We start from the raw sequence: 16070 nt of genomic DNA on the forward strand, positions 1-16070 counted from the left end.
GGCGGCTCATCACCCCCCAGATAATCCCGTTTAGCCTAGCTTATTTTCTCACCTGCTTTACTTCAGCTATGTGGTGGTTATATGCCTTGCTCTCTGCCCTGTTTGCAGCCCTGACAGCCGTGCTGGCTAAAGTTGGCATCCGCGGCGTCGACTCCAACCTAGCTACTGCCATCCGCACGGTGGTAATTCTGGTGCTGACCTGGGCCATTGTCTACGCCCGGGGAGGGCTGAGTGGGCTCTCAACGCTGACGCGCACCAACCTGCTGTTTCTGGGGCTGTCGGGGGTAGCTACCGGCTTATCGTGGCTATGTTACTTCCGCGCCTTGCAGGTGGGCACCGTCTCGCAAGTGGCCCCGGTCGACAAGCTTAGTGTGGCGCTGGCCATTGGATTGTCGGTCGTGTTTCTGGGTGAAAAGCTAACCTGGCAAACGAGCGTTGGATCGGGACTGATCGTTGTCGGTACCCTCGTTTTACTGTGGAAGTGAGCTACCAGCATAGCGCTCTTTACTGCAGCGTACCGCTTGGTGGCGCTGCTTCAGAATTACCTCAGATTCTCCTCGCTTCTTTGTGCCTACCTTCTGAATAAGACGCTGTGAAATTACTGCTGGTAGAAGATGAAGAGGCGTTGCGCCTAACCTTAGTGGATTCCCTGCGCCAGGGCGGTTACGTGGTGGAGGTGGCCGCCACCTTCGCCCAAGCCTACGAGAAGGTCCGGCTTTACCAGTACGACTGCGTGCTGGTGGATTTGACCCTGCCCGACGGGGACGGGCTGGATATTGTGCGCACCCTCAAAGCGGATGGCTCTGCCGCCGGCGTGTTGGTCCTGACCGCCCGCGACGGTCTGGATGACCGGGTCCGCGGCCTGGATCTGGGCGCCGACGACTACCTGACCAAACCCTTTCACCTTTCCGAACTGAATGCCCGGCTGCGGGCCTTATTGCGCCGCCGCCAGTTTCAGGGCCAGCACCACATCGTGTTTCGCGACCTGTTGGTCTGGCCGGAGCTGGCGGAAGTGTACGTGCGCGGGGAGCCACTTACCCTAACCCGTAAGGAGTATGACCTGCTGCTGTATTTCCTGGCTAATCCCGGCCGGCTGCTGACCAAGGAAGCCGTGGCCGAGCATCTGTGCGGGGACCAGATTGATGCGGCCGACTCCTTTGACTTTATTTACACTCATATGAAAAACCTGCGCAAAAAGCTGCAGGAAAAAGGGGCCGACGGCTACATCCGCACGATATACGGGGTGGGCTACAAACTCGCGACCGAGGATGCTCGCTAAGGTAGTCAGACACGCCCAATGAAGCTGCTCACGGCCACCACTCGCTATTACCTGGGGCTGACGCTGGGTCTGTTCGCCCTCGCCAGTCTGCTGCTGTACGCGGGGTTCGACTGGGCTCTGCGCCACGAGGTAGAGGAGCTGCTCTACAACCGTCAGCTCCATGTGCAGCAGCAGGTCGCCCGCGGCCTGGCCTTGCCCGACCCGGCGTATGCCGATAACCTGGACCGGAGCTTTCAGCCCCTGCCCCTGGGCTATTCTGATACGCTCCTACTCGATCCGGTGGAACAAGAAATGGTGCCACATCGTCAATTGACCTTCCGGCTGCAACCGGTAAGCGCGGCCAGTGCGCCGGAGTGGGTCACCGTGCGCAAGTCGCTGGTGGAAACCGAGGATGTACTGGCCGTGGTAGTGGGCGTACTGGGCGTGGTTCTAGCCCTGCTGCTGGGCGGCGTTGTAGCCCTCAACCATTGGTTTTCCCAGCGCCTGTGGTTGCCTTTCCGGCAGACGCTGGTGGCCCTGCGTGGTTACGACCTGCAGCACCACCGCGCGTTAGGGCTGCCGGCCTCCTCCATCGACGAATTCCGGGAACTGAATCAGGCCCTGAATATGCTTAGCGAGCGGCTGGTGCGCGATTACGAGAGCTTGCGCCAGTTCACGGAAAACGCAGCGCACGAAACCCAGACCCCACTGGCTATCATTCAGGCCAAGCTGGAACAGCTCCTGCAGGCGCCGGCGCTGCAGGAGGACGAGCAGCTGGCCACGGTGCTGGGGGATGCGCTGGGGGGCGCTCAGCGTCTCTCGCGCCTGCACCAGGCGCTGACGCTGCTCACGCGCCTGGAAAACCACCAATTTGCCCCCACCCAGGCCGTGCCGGTAGCGCTGGACCAGTTGCTGCGGGAGCGCATTACCCTACTCGAGCCCCTGCTCGAAGCGCGGGGGATACTACTCGCCTGGCGAGTGGATTCGCCTCCGCCTGCCCTTACCATGCATGCTGGCCTGGCCGATTCACTGCTGCAGAACTTACTGCATAACGCCATCAAGCACAATCACTCCGGGGGCCGGGTAGACGTGCAGCTTACTTCCCGGTTCCTGGAAATCAGCAACACCGGCCCAGCAATTAAAGGGGACCCAACCCAATTTTTTGAGCGGTTCCGCAAGCAGAATGCGGCTTCCACCTCCCCCGGTCTGGGCCTGAGTATTGCGCAGCATATCTGCGCCTACTATGGGTTTAGTATTACCTACGCCTTCACGGAGGCCGAGAGTCGCCATCTGCTGCGCGTCCAGTTTGCCTAGCTAACACATCCTGCCTTTTTCCCCGAGTATGCACCTACGATTGTACCGTTCTCTTCCGGTGCTGGTGAGCGGGTTACTGCTTCTCGCGCGCCCGGGCCACACCCAGCACCTTCTGCCGAGCACGCCGGATTCAGTCGCCCCGGCAGTCCGATCAGCCACCTGGCTGAGCCGCAGCACGCACTGGGCCGGGCAGCCTGCCCACCGGCGAGTGCTGGTACCGGCGCTGCTGTTTAGTGCCGGCGCCCTGACTACCCGGCGCGTTGAGCTCGTTGCCTCCGACGAGCAGGTGCGTGAAGAAGTGCAGGAGCACGTTCCAGTCGTCCGCACGTCCCTGGATGATCAATTGCGGCACCTGCCCGCCGCTACTGCCCTGGGCCTCAGCCTGCTCGGCGTACAAGGCCGGCACAGCACGCTTAACCAGGCTTTGCTCTTCACCTTGACCTATTCGATCAACAACATGCTCACCAGTAATCTCAAACACTTGACCCGGGTAGAGCGCCCGCAGGGAACGGGCTTCGATTCCTTTCCCAGCCAGCACACGAGCGCGGCTTTTTCGGCCGCCCGTTTTCTGGATCGGGAATATGGGCAGCGCAGCGTCTGGTACAGTGTCGGGGGGTACACGGTGGCAACTGGCGTGGCAACCCTGCGCGTGGTAAAGCAAAAGCATTGGCTCTCGGACGTGCTGGCCGGCGCGGGGGTAGGAATGGCCTCCACTGAACTGGCGTATTGGGTCTATCCCTGGCTGCACCGGCAATTACGGAAGGGGTTAGGGGAGCGGGCCGTCGTGCTGCCCAGCTACCTGAATGGTGCCGCGGGCGCCACGGTCGTGGTCGTCCTCTAATCTGCAGGTGAGAACTCGTTGCTGATTTTCCAGTGGGACTACTACTCATTTTTGTTGCGGCCGTGCTGGCCTTTGGGGTAAGCACGGTAAGCGGGGGCGGCGCGGGGTTGCTGCTGCTGCCCGTGCTGGCGCGGGTGCTGCCCACCGCCGCAGTACCGGCGGCCCTCACCGTGGGCACGGCCACGAGCACCGTCTCGAAGCTGGCCCTGTTTCGGCGCCACATCAACTGGGCGGTCACGCGCCGGTTCGTGCCGGGGGCGGTGCCGGGCGTGCTGCTGGGGGCCTTTCTGCTCAAATACCTTAACCCCTTGTACCTAGAGGTGTTCATCGGTCTGTTTCTGCTCTCGAACCTGACCATGCTGCGTCGCTCGGCCCCGGTGACGGACGTGGCCCCCGTGCCCATCGGCTGGCGGAAGCTGAGCGGTATCGGGTTTCTAGCGGGCTTTCTGTCGGGCCTGACGGGCGCGGTGGGACTGGTGTTCAATAAGTTCTACTTTCACTATGGGCTGAGCCGGGACCAAGTCATCGCCACCCGCGCGGCCAACGAGCTGCTGCTGCACCTGATCAAGCTGGGCCTTTACCTCTCCTTGGGGCTGCTCACCGGCCCAGCCTGGCAAGCGGGCGCCGTGGTGGCGGTAGCAGCGGTGCTGGCCACGGCGGCTACCAAGCGCATCGTCCATTATCTGCCCGAGGCCGCCTTCCGCCGCATCGGCTATGCGGCGATGGTACTCAGCGGGGGCTTCATGCTCTGGTCGGCCGCCACCGAGCTGCGCAGCACCGACAACCTGCGCGCCAGCACCGCCTTGCTCGGCGACGAAGTGGAAGTAACCGGCTGGTGGCGCAGCCGCAGCCTGACATTGGAACTGGAAATCGACGAAAGCCCCGCCATCGAGCAGCCGGTGACCCTAGAGCAGTTGCCGCCCGCTGTGCAGGCTACCATGCGCCGGTTGCAGCAGGGTCGACCCATCCTCAAGATCGAGGAAGTATGGCAGCTTAACCGGCACTACTATGAGCTGTATCTGAACGATAGGGGGCGGGTTGTTTCGCTGGACGTAGTGCCGTGAACACGCACCAGAAAAACCACAGAAACGGGGTGTAAGATTGCAGCGTCAACCATGTAACCCGCATTGCCACATGAAAAAAACGTTGTTGCTGCTGGCCCTGATTACGGGGGCAGCCGTTGCCGTCCAAGCCCAGGAGCTGACGGCCAAGCAAGTACCCGCCGCCGTAACGGCTGCTTTCCACAAAGCTCACCCGGCCGCCAAGCAGGTGAAGTGGGAAAAGGAAGACGGCAACTACGAGGCCGAGTTTAAGCAGGGTACCGAGGAGCTGTCGGTCGTGCTAACGGCGGATGGGAAGCTGCTGGAAACCGAAACGGAAATCCGGGTGGCGCAACTGCCGTCCGCCGTCCGCAGCAAGCTGACCAGTGCCTACGCCGGTTACCAGGTGACGGAGGCGGCCAAAATCGTGACAGCCGCCACCGGCGCTACCACCTACGAGGCCGAGCTGCGCAAGACCGGCAAGAAGATGGACGTCATCTTCGACGCCAACGGTGGGGTGGTCAAGACCGAAGCCGACGACGCGAAAGCCGATAAGAAGTAGTACCTGCGTGAACGTGAGTGAGTGAATGGCCGGGACGGAGCCTGCTGCAGGTTTCGTCCCGGCTTACTTTTGGACGGATGAATACATTTTTTCGCCTGGAGCGCCTGAAATACCCGTTTTGGCTGGTGCTGGTCGTACTGCTGACTCCACTGGCGGCGCGGGCGCAGTCGACCGCTACCGTGCGCGGGCTGTTATTCGACGCGGCCACCAACCAACCGCTGCCCTTCGCCAACGTGGTGCTGCTGCGGGCCCAGGATTCCAGCTTCGTGGCCGGCGCTCAGACCGCGGAAAACGGCGCCTTCGTGCTCGACAAGGTAGCTTTCGGCAATTACTCCCTGCGGGCCACGGGGCTGGGCTACCGCCCCGGCCGCAAGCCTGTAACGGTGGCCGCTGCCGCCGTGGAGCTGGGCACGCTGCGCTTGCGCCCGACGGCCACCCAGCTCAAGGACGTGGTCATTCAGGGCGAGCGGGCGGTAGTGCAGGCCGGCCTCGACAAAAAGGTCGTCAGCGTGGTTAAGGACTTGACGGCGGTGGGCGGCACCGCGGCTGACGTGCTGCAGAACGTGCCCTCCGTGACGGTGGACCAGAACGGATCGGTGAGCCTGCGCGGCTCCAGCGGCGTCACCATCTTCATCGACGGCAAGCCCTCGGGCGCGGCTGGTGGGGGCCGGGGCGTCTCGCTCGACCAGATTCCAGCTTCCCAGATCGAGTCGGTGGAAGTCATTACCAACCCCTCGGCCCGCTACGACGCCGAAGGAGCGGCCGGCATCATCAACATCGTGCTCAAGAAAAACCGCCGCGACGGGCTCAACGGGCAGGTCACGGCCGGCGCGGGTACCAAGGACAAGTACAACGGCGCGCTGAGCCTGAATTACCACAAGGGCAAGGCGAACGTGTTCCTGACCTACGACGGCCGCCAGGACCGGCGTACCGGCTATGGCTCCCTGGACCAGACCATCACCAGTACCGATGCAGCCGGCAGCAGTACCCGGCGCGTACTACGACAGAATCGTCAGGGCGTCGTCTACAACCAGTCGAACGCCCTGCGGCTGGGCATCGATTACAGCCTCACGCCCGAGCAGACGCTGACCCTGTCGGTGCAGCCGCGCTACAACGCGGGCCACAGCTGGGAGAACATTGCGTCGCGGCAGTTCAATTACCTCGACACCCGCAGCTACGCCGACAGCCTGGGCACCACCGACCGCAGCAACACCGCCCGCAGCACCAACCGCTCGGCTGACCTCACGCTGGACTACCGCCACACCTGGGCCGGGCAGAAAGGCCGGGAGCTGACGGCCAGCGCCATTTACACGCCCCTGCACGGACAGAACACCATCGACTCGCGCCTATACTACATCGACGGCGGCGCCACGCCCAGCCAGCAGCAGCACTTCGATAACATGCTCCACCAAGGCTCGGCGCAGGTGGATTACGTGCAGCCACTGGGCGAGAAAAGCCGACTGGAAACCGGGGCCAAAAGCCTGTGGCGCAACTACGACAACGACTACCGCTTTACCAGCACGCTGCCACTGGCCTTCGACCCGTCGAATCACTTCCTCTACCAGGAGTATATTCAAGCCGCCTACGCCACGTATGGCAACGCGGTGGGGCACCTGAGCTACCAGGCCGGCGTGCGCGCTGAACAGACCAACACCCACGGCAACCAGCTCTCGACCGGGCAGCAGTTCCGGCGCCGCTACCTGAACCTGTTTCCCAGTGCCGTGCTCAGCTACGAACTAAGCCAGGAGCAGCAGCTGCGCCTGAGCTACTCGAAGCGCGTGCAGCGTCCCGACCAGGGGGAACTAAACCCCTTCACCGACCGATCCGACCCGCTGAACCTGAATACCGGCAATCCTCTGCTGCTGCCCGAATACATCCACGCCGTGGAGCTGGGCCACCAGAAGTACTTCGGTAAGAGCGGCTCCTTGACCAGCACCGCGTTTTACAACATCGAGACGCAGACCATCAAAGGGTTTCGGGAAGTCATCACCGACCCGCTGACGGGCAACGTGGTCACGAGCAGCACCCGCCTGAACCTGGGCGACGAGACGAATTACGGCTTGGAGCTGATCGGCGCCACCAGCCTGACCTCGTTCTGGAAGCTGAACGGCACAGCCTCGGCCTTCCGCCGCATCATCAAGGGCAGCGGCCCAAGCACCGATATCAACAACAGCAACTTCGTGTACACCGCCCGCGTCAACACCACGCTCACGCCGGTGAAGAAGCTCGATGTGCAGGTGTCGGCCAACTACCGCTCGCCGGTCGTCTCGGCCCAGGGCCGCCGCCTGACTACCTTCAACACCGATGTGGCTGCCAAGTATGCCGTGCTCGGCGACCGGGGCAGCTTGTCCCTGCGGGTGTCGGACGTGTTCAATACGCTGCGCTACAATTTCACTGCCTACGGCCCCAACCTCGACGCCGTCAGCCGCACCAAGCGCGAGTCGCGTATTGCTATTCTCACGTTCAGCTACCGCTTTGGGCAGGACGGCGTCGATACCAACCAGCGTCGGCGGCCCCAACAGGGGCCCGCGGAAGCTGGGAACGGGTTTGAATAACTTCGGCACGGGGCTCCACCCTGCGGCGGAAATGAAGCGGACAGGCCGGACAGTGAGCTACGCACCTGCGGCAGCGGCGCTGTGTGGCACCGGCTGATGTGTGCACTGCACCTTCTCGCTTCCTGAGTAGCCAACGAGGCGCCAAGTAAATCTGCGTGAAACGGTATGCCCGTTGAATTTCTGAGCGATGAACAGGCCGCCCGCTACGGCCGCTTTGCTGCAGCCCCTAGCCCCGAACAGCTGGCGCAATTTTTCTACCTGAGCCCGTCGGATCGGACGGCCGTGGCGCAGCGGCGCCGGCCAGCTAACCGCCTCGGCTACGCGGTTCAGCTCTGCACGCTCCGGTTTCTGGGCACGTTTCTGCCGGACCCCTTCCAGGTGCCGGCGGTGGTCGTCGACACCCTGGCGGCCCAACTGCAGCTCTGCCCGGCGGCGTGGGACGACTACCGCACCCGCCCCAGCACCTGGTACGAACACCAAGCCCACATCGTGGCCTATCTGGACTACCGGCCGTTCACCGGCCGGGAAGGGTTTCGGCTCGCCCGATGGCTCTACGCGCAAGTCAGCACCAGCACGGTACGCCCCAGCGTCCTGTTCGACCTGGCCACGGCCCACCTGGTTGCCCAGCGCGTGGTGCTGCCCGGCGTCTCGCCGCTGGCCCGGCTGATTGCCCGGGTGCACCAACGCCATAGCCGCCATCTGTACCGCCTGCTGTGGGGCCGGCTCGATGCCGCCCAACGGCACGCCTTGGACGCGCTGCTCGTGGCGCCCCCCGGCCATCGGCTGACGCCGCTGGAACTACTGCGCACGCCGCCCACGCGCGTGTCGGCCCCGGGCTTGGTGGAGGCCCTGCAGCGGCTGGCGCAGATCCGGGCGGTGGGGGTCAGCGACGTATCCCTGCACGAGGTACCCAACGCCCGTCTGGCCCGGTTGGCCCGGCACGCACACCAGGCCTGGGCCCAGCCGCTGCTGCGCATGGCTCCGGAGCGCCGGGCCGCGACCCTGCTGGCGTTTGTGCAGAGCCTGGAGCGCACCGCCACCGACGACGTCCTGGACCTGTTCGACGGGCTGCTGGCCACGTTGGCGTTACGCGGGGAGGCCCAGCACCGGCGGGAGCGGCTGCGCACCCTCAAGGATTTGGACGCAGCCGCGCTGGTGCTGCAGCAGGCCGCGCGCCTCGTGCTGGACCCGGCCGTGCCCGACGACGCCGTACGCGCCCAGGTGCTGGCCACCGTCGGCGAGACGGCCCTGCGGGACGCCGCCGCGGCCGTCCAGCAGTTGGCCAGCCACGCCGACGATCCGGCCCCGCCAGCCCTGGCGGGGCGCTACGCGACGGTGCGGCGGTTTCTGCCCGCCCTGCTCGCGGGCATCAGGTTCGAGGGCACGCCGGCGGCTACCCCGTTGCTACAAGCCTGGACGTTCCTGCAGCAGCGCGAGCAGCCGGGCCGGGGCCGGCCGGGGTGGGCTAAGGCCCCGGCCGCCGTGGTGCCCGCCAACTGGCGCCGGCGCGTGTTTCCTAGCTCCGGCGACGTGGACCCGGCGGCTTACACGCTCTGCGTGCTGGACCGGCTGCACCAAGCGCTGCGCCGCCGCGATGTATTCGTGCCCGTGAGTGAGCGTTACGGCGACCCGCGGGCCGACCTGCTGCGAGGCGAAGCGTGGGAAGCCGCCCGCGAGTCCGTGGCCCGGGCGTTGGACCGCTCCACCGATCCGGCGGTGGAACTGGCGCGCCTACAGCAGAAGCTGCACGCCGCCTACACGGACGTGCAAGCCAACCTTGCCCAGAACACCGCCCTGCAACTGGTGCCCGGCGACCCGCCTGCGCTGGTGCTCAGCCCGCTGGCCGCGCAGCCCGATCCCGCCCACCTGACGCAGCTGCGCGAGCAGTTGGCGCAGCAACTGCCGCCGGTGGAGCTGGCCGCTTTGCTGCTGGAAGTGGACGCCTTCACCGGCTTTGCCAGCGCCTTTACCCACGTGGCCGACGGGCAGCCGGCCGACCCGGAGTTGACCCGCAGCCTCTGCGCCGTGCTGCTGGCGCAGGCCTGCAACATCGGCCTGAAAACCGTGGCGCGACCGGAAGTGCCAGCGCTGACCTTGCCGCGACTGGCCTGGGTGCAGCAGCATTACCTGCGCCAGGAAACGCTCACCGCCGCCAACGCCCGGCTGGTCGACGGCCAGGCTGTGCTGCCGCTGGCCCAGGCCTGGGGCGGCGGGGAAGTCGCCTCGGCCGACGGTCTGCGCTTCGTGGTCCCGGTGCGCACCATCTACGCCGGCTGGAACGGCAAGTATTTTCCAGGCCAGCGCGGCGTGACCTATTACAACTTCACCAGCGACCAGTTCTCCGGTTTCCACGGCATCGTCATTCCCGGCACGCTGCGCGATTCGTTGTTTATTTTGGCCGGGCTGCTGGAGCAGCAAACCAGCCTCGACCCGCGCGAAATTATGGCCGACACGCACGGCTACAGCGACGTGGTGTTCGGCTTGTTTGCCCTACTGGGCTACCGCTTCAGCCCCCGACTGGCCGATTTGCCCGACCAGCGCTTCTGGCGCCTGCAGCCGGCCGACGACTACGGGCCGCTAAACGGGCTGAGCCGCCACGTCGTCAATGCCCGGCTCCTCACCGAGCACTGGGACGACCTGCTGCGCCTGGCCGGTTCGTTGAAGCTGGGCAAGGCCAAGGCCACCGCCGTGATGCGCACGCTGCAACGGGCGGGTTCCTTATCTGGGTTGGGACGTGCCGTCGCCGAGTTTGGCCGGATCGAAAAGACACGGTACCTGTTGGCTTACGTGCAGGACGAAGCCTACCGGCGCCGCATCCTGGTGCAACTCAACCGGGGCGAGGGCCGCCACGCGCTGGCCCGCGCCGTGTTTCACGGCCGTAAGGGGGAACTGCGCCAACGCTACCGCGAGGGCATGGAAGACCAGTTGGGGGCGTTAGGGCTGGTCGTCAACGCAGTAGTCCTGTGGAACACGCGTTACCTACAGCACGCGTTGGAGCAGCACCAGGCGGCCGGGCACGACGTGGCGGCCGACGACATTGCCCGCCTTTCCCCGCTGCTGCACGAGCATGTGAACATGCTGGGCCAGTACGACTTCAGCTTGCCCGCGCACTTGGCTGCCGGGGAGCTGCGCCCCTTGCGCGACCCGGCCCAGTGGCAGGAACGTTTTGCGCCGGTAGGGTAACTGGGGCAAACTACAGGTTGCGCTGGAATTGCCTCTTTACTGAAAACGAATCCTGATTTTCCTTAGCGGGAATTTCGGTTCCAACTATTGTGCTACCCCGTAACGTAATACTGACCGCCCAGACACATCACATTACCCAGCAGCGTACCCGGACCGGAGCCGCCACAGATAGCTGGGTTGGTCAGGAAGCGGCGGCCTTCGCCGTGGCGCATAGGCAGGAATTGCGTGGCGACGGCTCGGTAAGTGGGCACAAGAATGGTGGAAGCAGACATGGTACAAGACTAGAGTGAGACGATGGAAACGAGCGGGCTACACTATTACACCTAAGCGGCAATGGCCAGTTGACTGCCGAAAACGCAGTTAGCGCGGGCACTAAGAGGATTGCGGCGGCCAGTCTTGGTGTGGCGGGTAGTCTCCGTTACCAACCCTAGGAAGCCGGCGGCGTGGCAGTAGCCCTTTACTTCGGCCTGCTCAATGTGGCCAGCACGACTCACAGCTACCGTGGCTCCGATAGCCGGCACCGGCGCTTGGCTTGACCAATGCAGACCGCCGGGTAGCATCGTCAGGCGCGGGGCGGCGGCAAACTCTTCTACCGGGGCAATGCGCTGCTGATAAGCGTCCTCGCGGGCCTGTGCCTTGGCAGCGGCTACGGCGCGCATATGCGCGAGACGGTCAGCGGGAATGCGGCGGGCGGGGCGGTACGTGCGTTTGGCTTTCATCGGGGCGGTTGGGGAAAAATGAGTGGTGGACATATTGGATTAGAACCAAGGGGCAGCCTCCCACGCCGCTAGCTCGTCGGCCGTGAGTGTCGCGGGATGCGGCAACTCCTCATCAGCGGGGTCATAGCGGTCAGCTAATACCTCGCCGGGCGCAAGCTCAAAAGCGTCGTAATGCATGGTTTAGGGGTGATTTTGGGTTCATTTCCTATACTTACAAAACCCCACCGCTATCAATTTAGTTGCATTTTATACAATAAAACTTTGCATAAAATACAAATATTGTCTGTATGAAAGTGCCATTGCTAGTCGAGCGAGCTAGTAGCATTATGCTGCTGCCAGACCATTTTTTCCCCATTGCCCACTCCTGTTTGCGGTGTATGGCCTGCGCAGCGAAATGGATAAGGCATTCAGAGGATGGAAGCCTATTCTACTGGCCATTGTCGCTATGTTAGCTTCGCGCCTATCAATACCTTGTCCGATTCTCCCCTAGACAGTATGAGTACTGACCCCTATAAACAGAGCTTAACCGATGCCGCCGCCATGCTGGTACATATTCGGGAGATACTATTCGACGCCACTTTTCAGGTCGCCATCGCCAACGAATTGAAAGACTGGTCGGATACTGTGGAGGTGGGAGAAGTACACACCATCTCGAAAGAGCTTTTGGAGAGTTGCAGCGACACAAATGTTCAACTGCTGACCAAGCTGCTTACCAATGTGGAGAGAACCTGCGACTCACTCCTGAATCTCAATGGTCTGGAGTTGGAAGAGGAAGACCCTGACTAAGGATGCGCTAACTATTCTCAGCGAGATGCCGCAAGCGAAATTGTTAGTTTTTACTGTTGCTATTACAGCAATTGTAAATTTTATAATTGCTACTAAAACAACTACTTAGCTCATTTTTAGAAAGCTTGCAATTCGTTAGGAGCGGATGAATTCGCGGTGTAATGTTGTGGCATCTATTACCAATCAGCCCAGTGTTACCTATGCTCTCTTCCCACCAAATCGAGACTTTGAAAGCCGGCAAAGCGGCCCATTTACCGGCCAGCCGTGTCATCACCGAGGCTGAATTGCCGTCATCGACTTATACCTACTTTCTGTATGACGAATGCTGGCTCACGGACCAGGCCTCGCTGCCCGAGCTGCTTGAAGGCCTGCGCGTAGCGGGGTCACCTGAGCTGGGAGGATTCATCTGTCACTACTATCATACCGCGCTCGCGGGGCGGCTGCCGCAAACCCGCTACCTCATTGAGCAGAAAGTACCTTTTGCCGCTGAGTTCAGCGAGTACCTACTGGCCGCCGACCGCCGCAACTACAGCCGGCCGAAGGAATGGCTTCAGTACCTGACGCAGCAGATTCACGAGGCGCAGCCCGAAGACATCGACTACTTCTTCACGGAGATAGCCGCCACGCTGCAGCATCGCCTGGTGGTGCGGACAGAAACCAAAATCTTCCGCATCACGGAGCTGGAGTTTTACTATCACAGCCGAAACCACCCCGACCCCTACGTACACAGAGACGCGGAACAGCTAAAGCCTTTGCACTGGTATTTCAACAAGGCTACCAGTCTAGACCTTACGTTTGGCGACCGGGACAGCAACAGCTTTGGTGGCATTCTGCTGCGGGGGCTTCAATTGCTGAGCACTGCCCCTACCGACGAGGTAACGCCCTCCTACCCTTACATCATGGGCCCGCAGCTCCTGACCAGAGCGCTGGTAGCCAGCTGGGGCAGCGCGCTGAACGGCGCTACGTACCTTTCCCTGGAAGAGAGTTCTACCCCGACGGAAGCACCGCCCACAGCCTGGCGCACGGCCCGCGTAGGGCTAACCTTTCGGCCTGACGAGGAAGATACGGTGCTTCCCTACGTGACGCGGCCTTACCGCTTCTTGGCCGATGAAGGATATCTATCCCGACTCAAAAACAAGGAAAGCATCTGCAAGCAGCAGCGCATGGATGCTGACACGGTGCGCCGCATCCTGGGCTATAAGCCAGGCTGGCTATGATTGCGGCTAGCCCAGTTGCCCGCTTCTACCTGGCCGATACCCTCGCCCAGCGCCACCCCGCTACCGCAACGGCCCTCACTGATGCGCTGCTTAAAAGTGGGGCGACAGTCGCTACCCTGCCCGGAACCCGGGATATCTGGGCCCGGGATTTTATGCCCGTGCCTACCACAAGCGGCAAGCTGATGCAGTTTCGCTACTTCCCGGACTACTTGCGCCCTAGGCGGTGGCATACGACTATCACCGACGGCGCTGCAGTAGCAAACCGGCTGGGCCTGCCGCTCCAGCGGAGCCCGCTCATAGTCGACGGCGGCAACATGGTCAGCCGGTTCGGCCGGGTGCTTATGTCGGACAAGGTGCTGCGCGAAAACCCCACGGTGCCCCGCTCCCGGCTGCTGCGCTTGCTGGCCGATGCCTTGGAAGTAGACCGGATTGACTTGATACCGGCTCACCCCGACGACTTCACTGGCCATGCTGACGGGTTGGTGCAGCTGCTCGATGAGCGAACGGCCCTGGTAAATGACTACCGCCGGCACGAGCCCATCATCTGGCAGCGCCTGCTGAAGGCCCTGCGTCGCGCCGGCTTCGACTCTGTGCCCTTGCCCTACAATCCCTACCAGAATACCGATTACACATCGGCAGTGGGCGAGTATATCAACTACCTGAATGTGGGGAAGACACTGATTATTCCCATCTACCACCAAGCAGAAGATGAGCTAGTCATGCGCCGCCTGCACGAACTCTACCCCGACTTTGAAATAATTTCGCTCGATGGCAGAGCAGTGGCCAAGCAAGGGGGCGTATTTCACTGCGTGACGTGGAATACGAATTGAGACAGCAATAGCCTCCCAGTTGCGCAGGCGCTAGCTTTTAGCAGGCAGGATGCCCCCGGCCTTCAACTCATCCCGGGTGTAATTTATTGGTCCTGTGGTTGGCTTTGCCGGGCGCGTATGCGGGGGCAGAGTATCGTCTTCTTTGGTGGCCAGGAAATAGAATACCTGCGGCTCATGGTAAGTGGATATCTTAATTCGTTTCGCCCTAATCCCATGCTCTATCCCATTCAGATAGTTTTTCAGGCGAGTAGCTTGGTCCTCAGTCAGCCCAAATGAGTTGGGAAAGACAGCTTGATTGAGTTGCTGCAGCGCGAGTATTGGGTCCACGCCAGATAGAACGTGTATAATGCTATAAATTCGCTTCATTTCGTTTCCATCTCCCCGAAAGCAATAGTATCGGTCGCGGCTAAGCAGCCTTTTCTTGGCCGGCCGAGAATGAATCAGCTGCTTCTCGATTAAATGCGCCGTTTCACTGGCGGGAAGTGTTATCACGGATGGCTCGTAGCTGGGCATAGCTTGTTTTTGCGACTGGCTGAATCAGGATTTTGAAGCCTTTTTGGAGGGCTTTTTCTTGGCCTCAGTAGATTGCGAAGGCTCCTCGCTTTCATCCCCACTCGGCTCCGCCGGCCGGTTCTGATACTCGTCGCGGATGAGGTCGATAAGCTGTTGCTCGGGTACCCTTAGCAGCGCGGCCAGCGCCAGCAGCTCCTTTATGGTCAGAGTCTCGGGCTCCTTGATGCGGCGCTGGGCCGTGCGGTGGTTGATATCCAAGCCCTCCGTGAGCTGCATAATCTTGGTACCGGTCTGCCGCAGCAACTCGGCGAGGGTGCTGGCCGTGACGGTGGCAGCCTGCGCCTGGATGGAGATAAGGTGACGTGTCATGGGCAAGGCTACTTTCTGCTGGTAAGGGGGAGCAAAGGGTTTTTAATGGCGCGGAATGAGCGTTGGGGCGGCCCGCCGGCCCGCACCTGGGCTAGCAGTTCTTCTACCTGCTCCGGCTCGAGTAGCTCGCGCATGGGGCCGATAAAGGTGAACCCTCCGAATATGCTCTCGTCGCCGTGCACGAATCGCATCAGATAGTAGCGGTCGTCATACGGGGCAGCGTAGCGCACCAGCATTACCAGCGCCGGCGGAGCAATGGCGTACTGCTCACAGAGCTTGCCAGCCAAGTCCACGACGCCTAATCCAATACGGTCCCAGAAGAATTGAGGCAGGTCAAGGGCTATAGCCCACCCGTGGGCCGGGTGAACCAGCACCTCACTCCGGGCGGACTGGGCCTGGTCATCCAAGAAATAGAAGGGCTCGGCTTGTCGAATACCGGGGATGCAAAGCAGGCTTTCCAATAGCAAGGGGTCAGGAATGGTAACTCAGGTACTAGGTCCGGCTTACGTACAGACGCGCCGTTAGTGGCAGCAGCGCGGGAAACTTGAACGGCCGCCCCGCGACGCTTCCTCACGGAGCAGCATCGCATCCTCCCACCGCTCACTTTCCGCTAGCGCCAGCGCGGCCCACCGGCAGACCTGCCGGGCATCCGACGTGGCGGCCAGCAACTGGCCCGCCTTCTGCCGGCGCTCGGCAGAAAAAGCCGGGTGGTTGAGAACGAGTGCTAGCCAAGCCCTGGCTTTTTCCAGCGGTAGCGGGTCAGCCGTGAAGTGGTCGACAGGAACGGAAACAGCCATAGCTATTCTATGCACAATGTACGAAGTATAATTGCACTTACTGCGAAATCAGTAGAAAGCAGCCTATTTGCAAAACATCCCGGCCG

18 protein-coding genes are annotated in these 16070 nt (G+C 62.1%); 11 read left to right on the forward strand and 7 right to left on the reverse strand.

What is annotated here, in order from left to right:
- Positions 1-68: 68 nt before the first annotated feature.
- The 8 genes from I5L79_RS21030 to I5L79_RS21065 all read left to right on the forward strand — a co-directional run bounded on the left by I5L79_RS21030 (position 69) and on the right by I5L79_RS21065 (position 10753).
- A complete protein-coding gene (locus I5L79_RS21030) occupies positions 69-485 on the forward strand; it encodes an EamA family transporter (protein ID WP_196957058.1) in 417 nt (138 codons plus the stop codon).
- Positions 486-592: 107 nt separating this feature from the next.
- The gene (locus I5L79_RS21035; RefSeq protein ID WP_196957059.1) at positions 593-1279 is read left to right on the forward strand and encodes a response regulator transcription factor; all 687 of its coding nucleotides are present in this window, start codon (positions 593-595) and stop codon (positions 1277-1279) included.
- Positions 1280-1297: 18 nt separating this feature from the next.
- Positions 1298-2572, forward strand: coding sequence for a sensor histidine kinase (locus I5L79_RS21040; RefSeq protein ID WP_196957060.1), 1275 nt, complete (start codon positions 1298-1300; stop codon positions 2570-2572).
- 28 nt (positions 2573-2600) lie between these two features.
- Positions 2601-3413, forward strand: a complete 813-nt coding sequence (locus I5L79_RS21045; RefSeq protein ID WP_196957061.1) for a phosphatase PAP2 family protein — start codon at positions 2601-2603, stop codon at positions 3411-3413.
- A 32-nt stretch (positions 3414-3445) separates the two neighbouring features.
- Positions 3446-4477 carry a sulfite exporter TauE/SafE family protein gene (locus I5L79_RS21050; RefSeq protein WP_196957062.1) on the forward strand — a complete coding sequence of 344 codons (1032 nt, stop codon included), beginning with the start codon at positions 3446-3448 and terminating at the stop codon, positions 4475-4477.
- Between the two features lie 70 nt (positions 4478-4547).
- On the forward strand, positions 4548-5015 hold the full coding sequence (locus tag I5L79_RS21055; protein ID WP_196957063.1) for a PepSY-like domain-containing protein: 468 nt from the start codon (positions 4548-4550) through the stop codon (positions 5013-5015).
- Positions 5016-5092: 77 nt separating this feature from the next.
- Positions 5093-7570 carry a TonB-dependent receptor domain-containing protein gene (locus I5L79_RS21060; protein WP_196957064.1) on the forward strand — a complete coding sequence of 826 codons (2478 nt, stop codon included), beginning with the start codon at positions 5093-5095 and terminating at the stop codon, positions 7568-7570.
- A gap of 165 nt (positions 7571-7735) precedes the next feature.
- The gene (locus I5L79_RS21065) at positions 7736-10753 is read left to right on the forward strand and encodes a Tn3 family transposase (RefSeq protein ID WP_196957065.1); all 3018 of its coding nucleotides are present in this window, start codon (positions 7736-7738) and stop codon (positions 10751-10753) included.
- 92 nt (positions 10754-10845) lie between these two features.
- Here the strand turns inward: I5L79_RS21065 and I5L79_RS21070 are convergent, their stop codons facing one another.
- From I5L79_RS21070 to I5L79_RS21080, 3 genes are read right to left on the reverse strand one after another with little or no spacing between them, the layout of a single operon-like run.
- A complete protein-coding gene (locus I5L79_RS21070) occupies positions 10846-11025 on the reverse strand; it encodes a hypothetical protein (protein ID WP_196957066.1) in 180 nt (59 codons plus the stop codon).
- Positions 11026-11076: 51 nt separating this feature from the next.
- The gene (locus I5L79_RS21075; protein ID WP_196957067.1) at positions 11077-11472 is read right to left on the reverse strand and encodes a hypothetical protein; all 396 of its coding nucleotides are present in this window, start codon (positions 11470-11472) and stop codon (positions 11077-11079) included.
- Positions 11473-11511: 39 nt separating this feature from the next.
- Entirely contained in the window at positions 11512-11649 is a 138-nt protein-coding gene (locus I5L79_RS21080; RefSeq protein ID WP_196957068.1) for a hypothetical protein, read from the reverse strand.
- A gap of 318 nt (positions 11650-11967) precedes the next feature.
- Between I5L79_RS21080 and I5L79_RS21085 the strand changes: the two genes are divergently transcribed.
- The 3 genes from I5L79_RS21085 (at position 11968) to I5L79_RS21095 (ending at position 14305) form a co-directional block, all read left to right on the forward strand.
- A complete protein-coding gene (locus tag I5L79_RS21085) occupies positions 11968-12258 on the forward strand; it encodes a hypothetical protein (RefSeq protein ID WP_196957069.1) in 291 nt (96 codons plus the stop codon).
- Between the two features lie 200 nt (positions 12259-12458).
- On the forward strand, positions 12459-13475 hold the full coding sequence (locus tag I5L79_RS21090; RefSeq protein ID WP_196957070.1) for a hypothetical protein: 1017 nt from the start codon (positions 12459-12461) through the stop codon (positions 13473-13475).
- The gene (locus I5L79_RS21095) at positions 13472-14305 is read left to right on the forward strand and encodes an agmatine deiminase family protein (RefSeq protein ID WP_196957071.1); all 834 of its coding nucleotides are present in this window, start codon (positions 13472-13474) and stop codon (positions 14303-14305) included. The genes I5L79_RS21090 and I5L79_RS21095 overlap by 4 nt, the downstream gene beginning before the upstream one ends.
- A 30-nt stretch (positions 14306-14335) precedes the next feature.
- Here I5L79_RS21095 and I5L79_RS21100 read toward each other — a convergent pair whose 3' ends face one another.
- Genes I5L79_RS21100 through I5L79_RS21115 form a run of 4 tightly spaced genes read right to left on the reverse strand, consistent with a single transcriptional unit; the run spans position 14336 to position 15984 of the window.
- Complete coding sequence (locus I5L79_RS21100; protein ID WP_196957072.1) at positions 14336-14818, reverse strand: hypothetical protein; 483 nt, start codon at positions 14816-14818, stop codon at positions 14336-14338.
- Between the two features lie 24 nt (positions 14819-14842).
- On the reverse strand, positions 14843-15187 hold the full coding sequence (locus I5L79_RS21105) for a hypothetical protein (protein WP_196957073.1): 345 nt from the start codon (positions 15185-15187) through the stop codon (positions 14843-14845).
- 8 nt (positions 15188-15195) lie between these two features.
- Positions 15196-15648, reverse strand: coding sequence for a hypothetical protein (locus tag I5L79_RS21110; RefSeq protein WP_196957074.1), 453 nt, complete (start codon positions 15646-15648; stop codon positions 15196-15198).
- Positions 15649-15708: 60 nt separating this feature from the next.
- Positions 15709-15984 (reverse strand): hypothetical protein, encoded by a 276-nt coding sequence (locus I5L79_RS21115; RefSeq protein WP_196957075.1) that lies wholly within the window; start codon positions 15982-15984, stop codon positions 15709-15711.
- Between the last annotated feature and the right edge of the window lie 86 nt (positions 15985-16070).

Source organism: Hymenobacter guriensis (assembly GCF_015773195.1).
GTDB classification, from domain to species: domain Bacteria; phylum Bacteroidota; class Bacteroidia; order Cytophagales; family Hymenobacteraceae; genus Hymenobacter; species Hymenobacter guriensis.

Excerpts from the sequence above, each read along its gene's own strand:
- I5L79_RS21030 (WP_196957058.1), top strand. The coding sequence starts at position 69 with ATGTGGTGGTTATATGCCTTGCTCTCTGCCCTGTTTGCAGCCCTGACA.
- I5L79_RS21040 (WP_196957060.1), top strand. The coding sequence starts at position 1,298 with ATGAAGCTGCTCACGGCCACCACTCGCTATTACCTGGGGCTGACGCTG.
- I5L79_RS21045 (WP_196957061.1), top strand. The coding sequence starts at position 2,601 with ATGCACCTACGATTGTACCGTTCTCTTCCGGTGCTGGTGAGCGGGTTA.
- I5L79_RS21055 (WP_196957063.1), top strand. The coding sequence starts at position 4,548 with ATGAAAAAAACGTTGTTGCTGCTGGCCCTGATTACGGGGGCAGCCGTT.
- I5L79_RS21060 (WP_196957064.1), top strand. The coding sequence starts at position 5,093 with ATGAATACATTTTTTCGCCTGGAGCGCCTGAAATACCCGTTTTGGCTG.
- I5L79_RS21065 (WP_196957065.1), top strand. The coding sequence starts at position 7,736 with ATGCCCGTTGAATTTCTGAGCGATGAACAGGCCGCCCGCTACGGCCGC.
- I5L79_RS21070 (WP_196957066.1), bottom strand. The coding sequence starts at position 11,025 with ATGTCTGCTTCCACCATTCTTGTGCCCACTTACCGAGCCGTCGCCACG.
- I5L79_RS21075 (WP_196957067.1), bottom strand. The coding sequence starts at position 11,472 with ATGAAAGCCAAACGCACGTACCGCCCCGCCCGCCGCATTCCCGCTGAC.
- I5L79_RS21080 (WP_196957068.1), bottom strand. The coding sequence starts at position 11,649 with ATGCATTACGACGCTTTTGAGCTTGCGCCCGGCGAGGTATTAGCTGAC.
- I5L79_RS21085 (WP_196957069.1), top strand. The coding sequence starts at position 11,968 with ATGAGTACTGACCCCTATAAACAGAGCTTAACCGATGCCGCCGCCATG.
- I5L79_RS21090 (WP_196957070.1), top strand. The coding sequence starts at position 12,459 with ATGCTCTCTTCCCACCAAATCGAGACTTTGAAAGCCGGCAAAGCGGCC.
- I5L79_RS21095 (WP_196957071.1), top strand. The coding sequence starts at position 13,472 with ATGATTGCGGCTAGCCCAGTTGCCCGCTTCTACCTGGCCGATACCCTC.
- I5L79_RS21100 (WP_196957072.1), bottom strand. The coding sequence starts at position 14,818 with ATGCCCAGCTACGAGCCATCCGTGATAACACTTCCCGCCAGTGAAACG.
- I5L79_RS21105 (WP_196957073.1), bottom strand. The coding sequence starts at position 15,187 with ATGACACGTCACCTTATCTCCATCCAGGCGCAGGCTGCCACCGTCACG.
- I5L79_RS21115 (WP_196957075.1), bottom strand. The coding sequence starts at position 15,984 with ATGGCTGTTTCCGTTCCTGTCGACCACTTCACGGCTGACCCGCTACCG.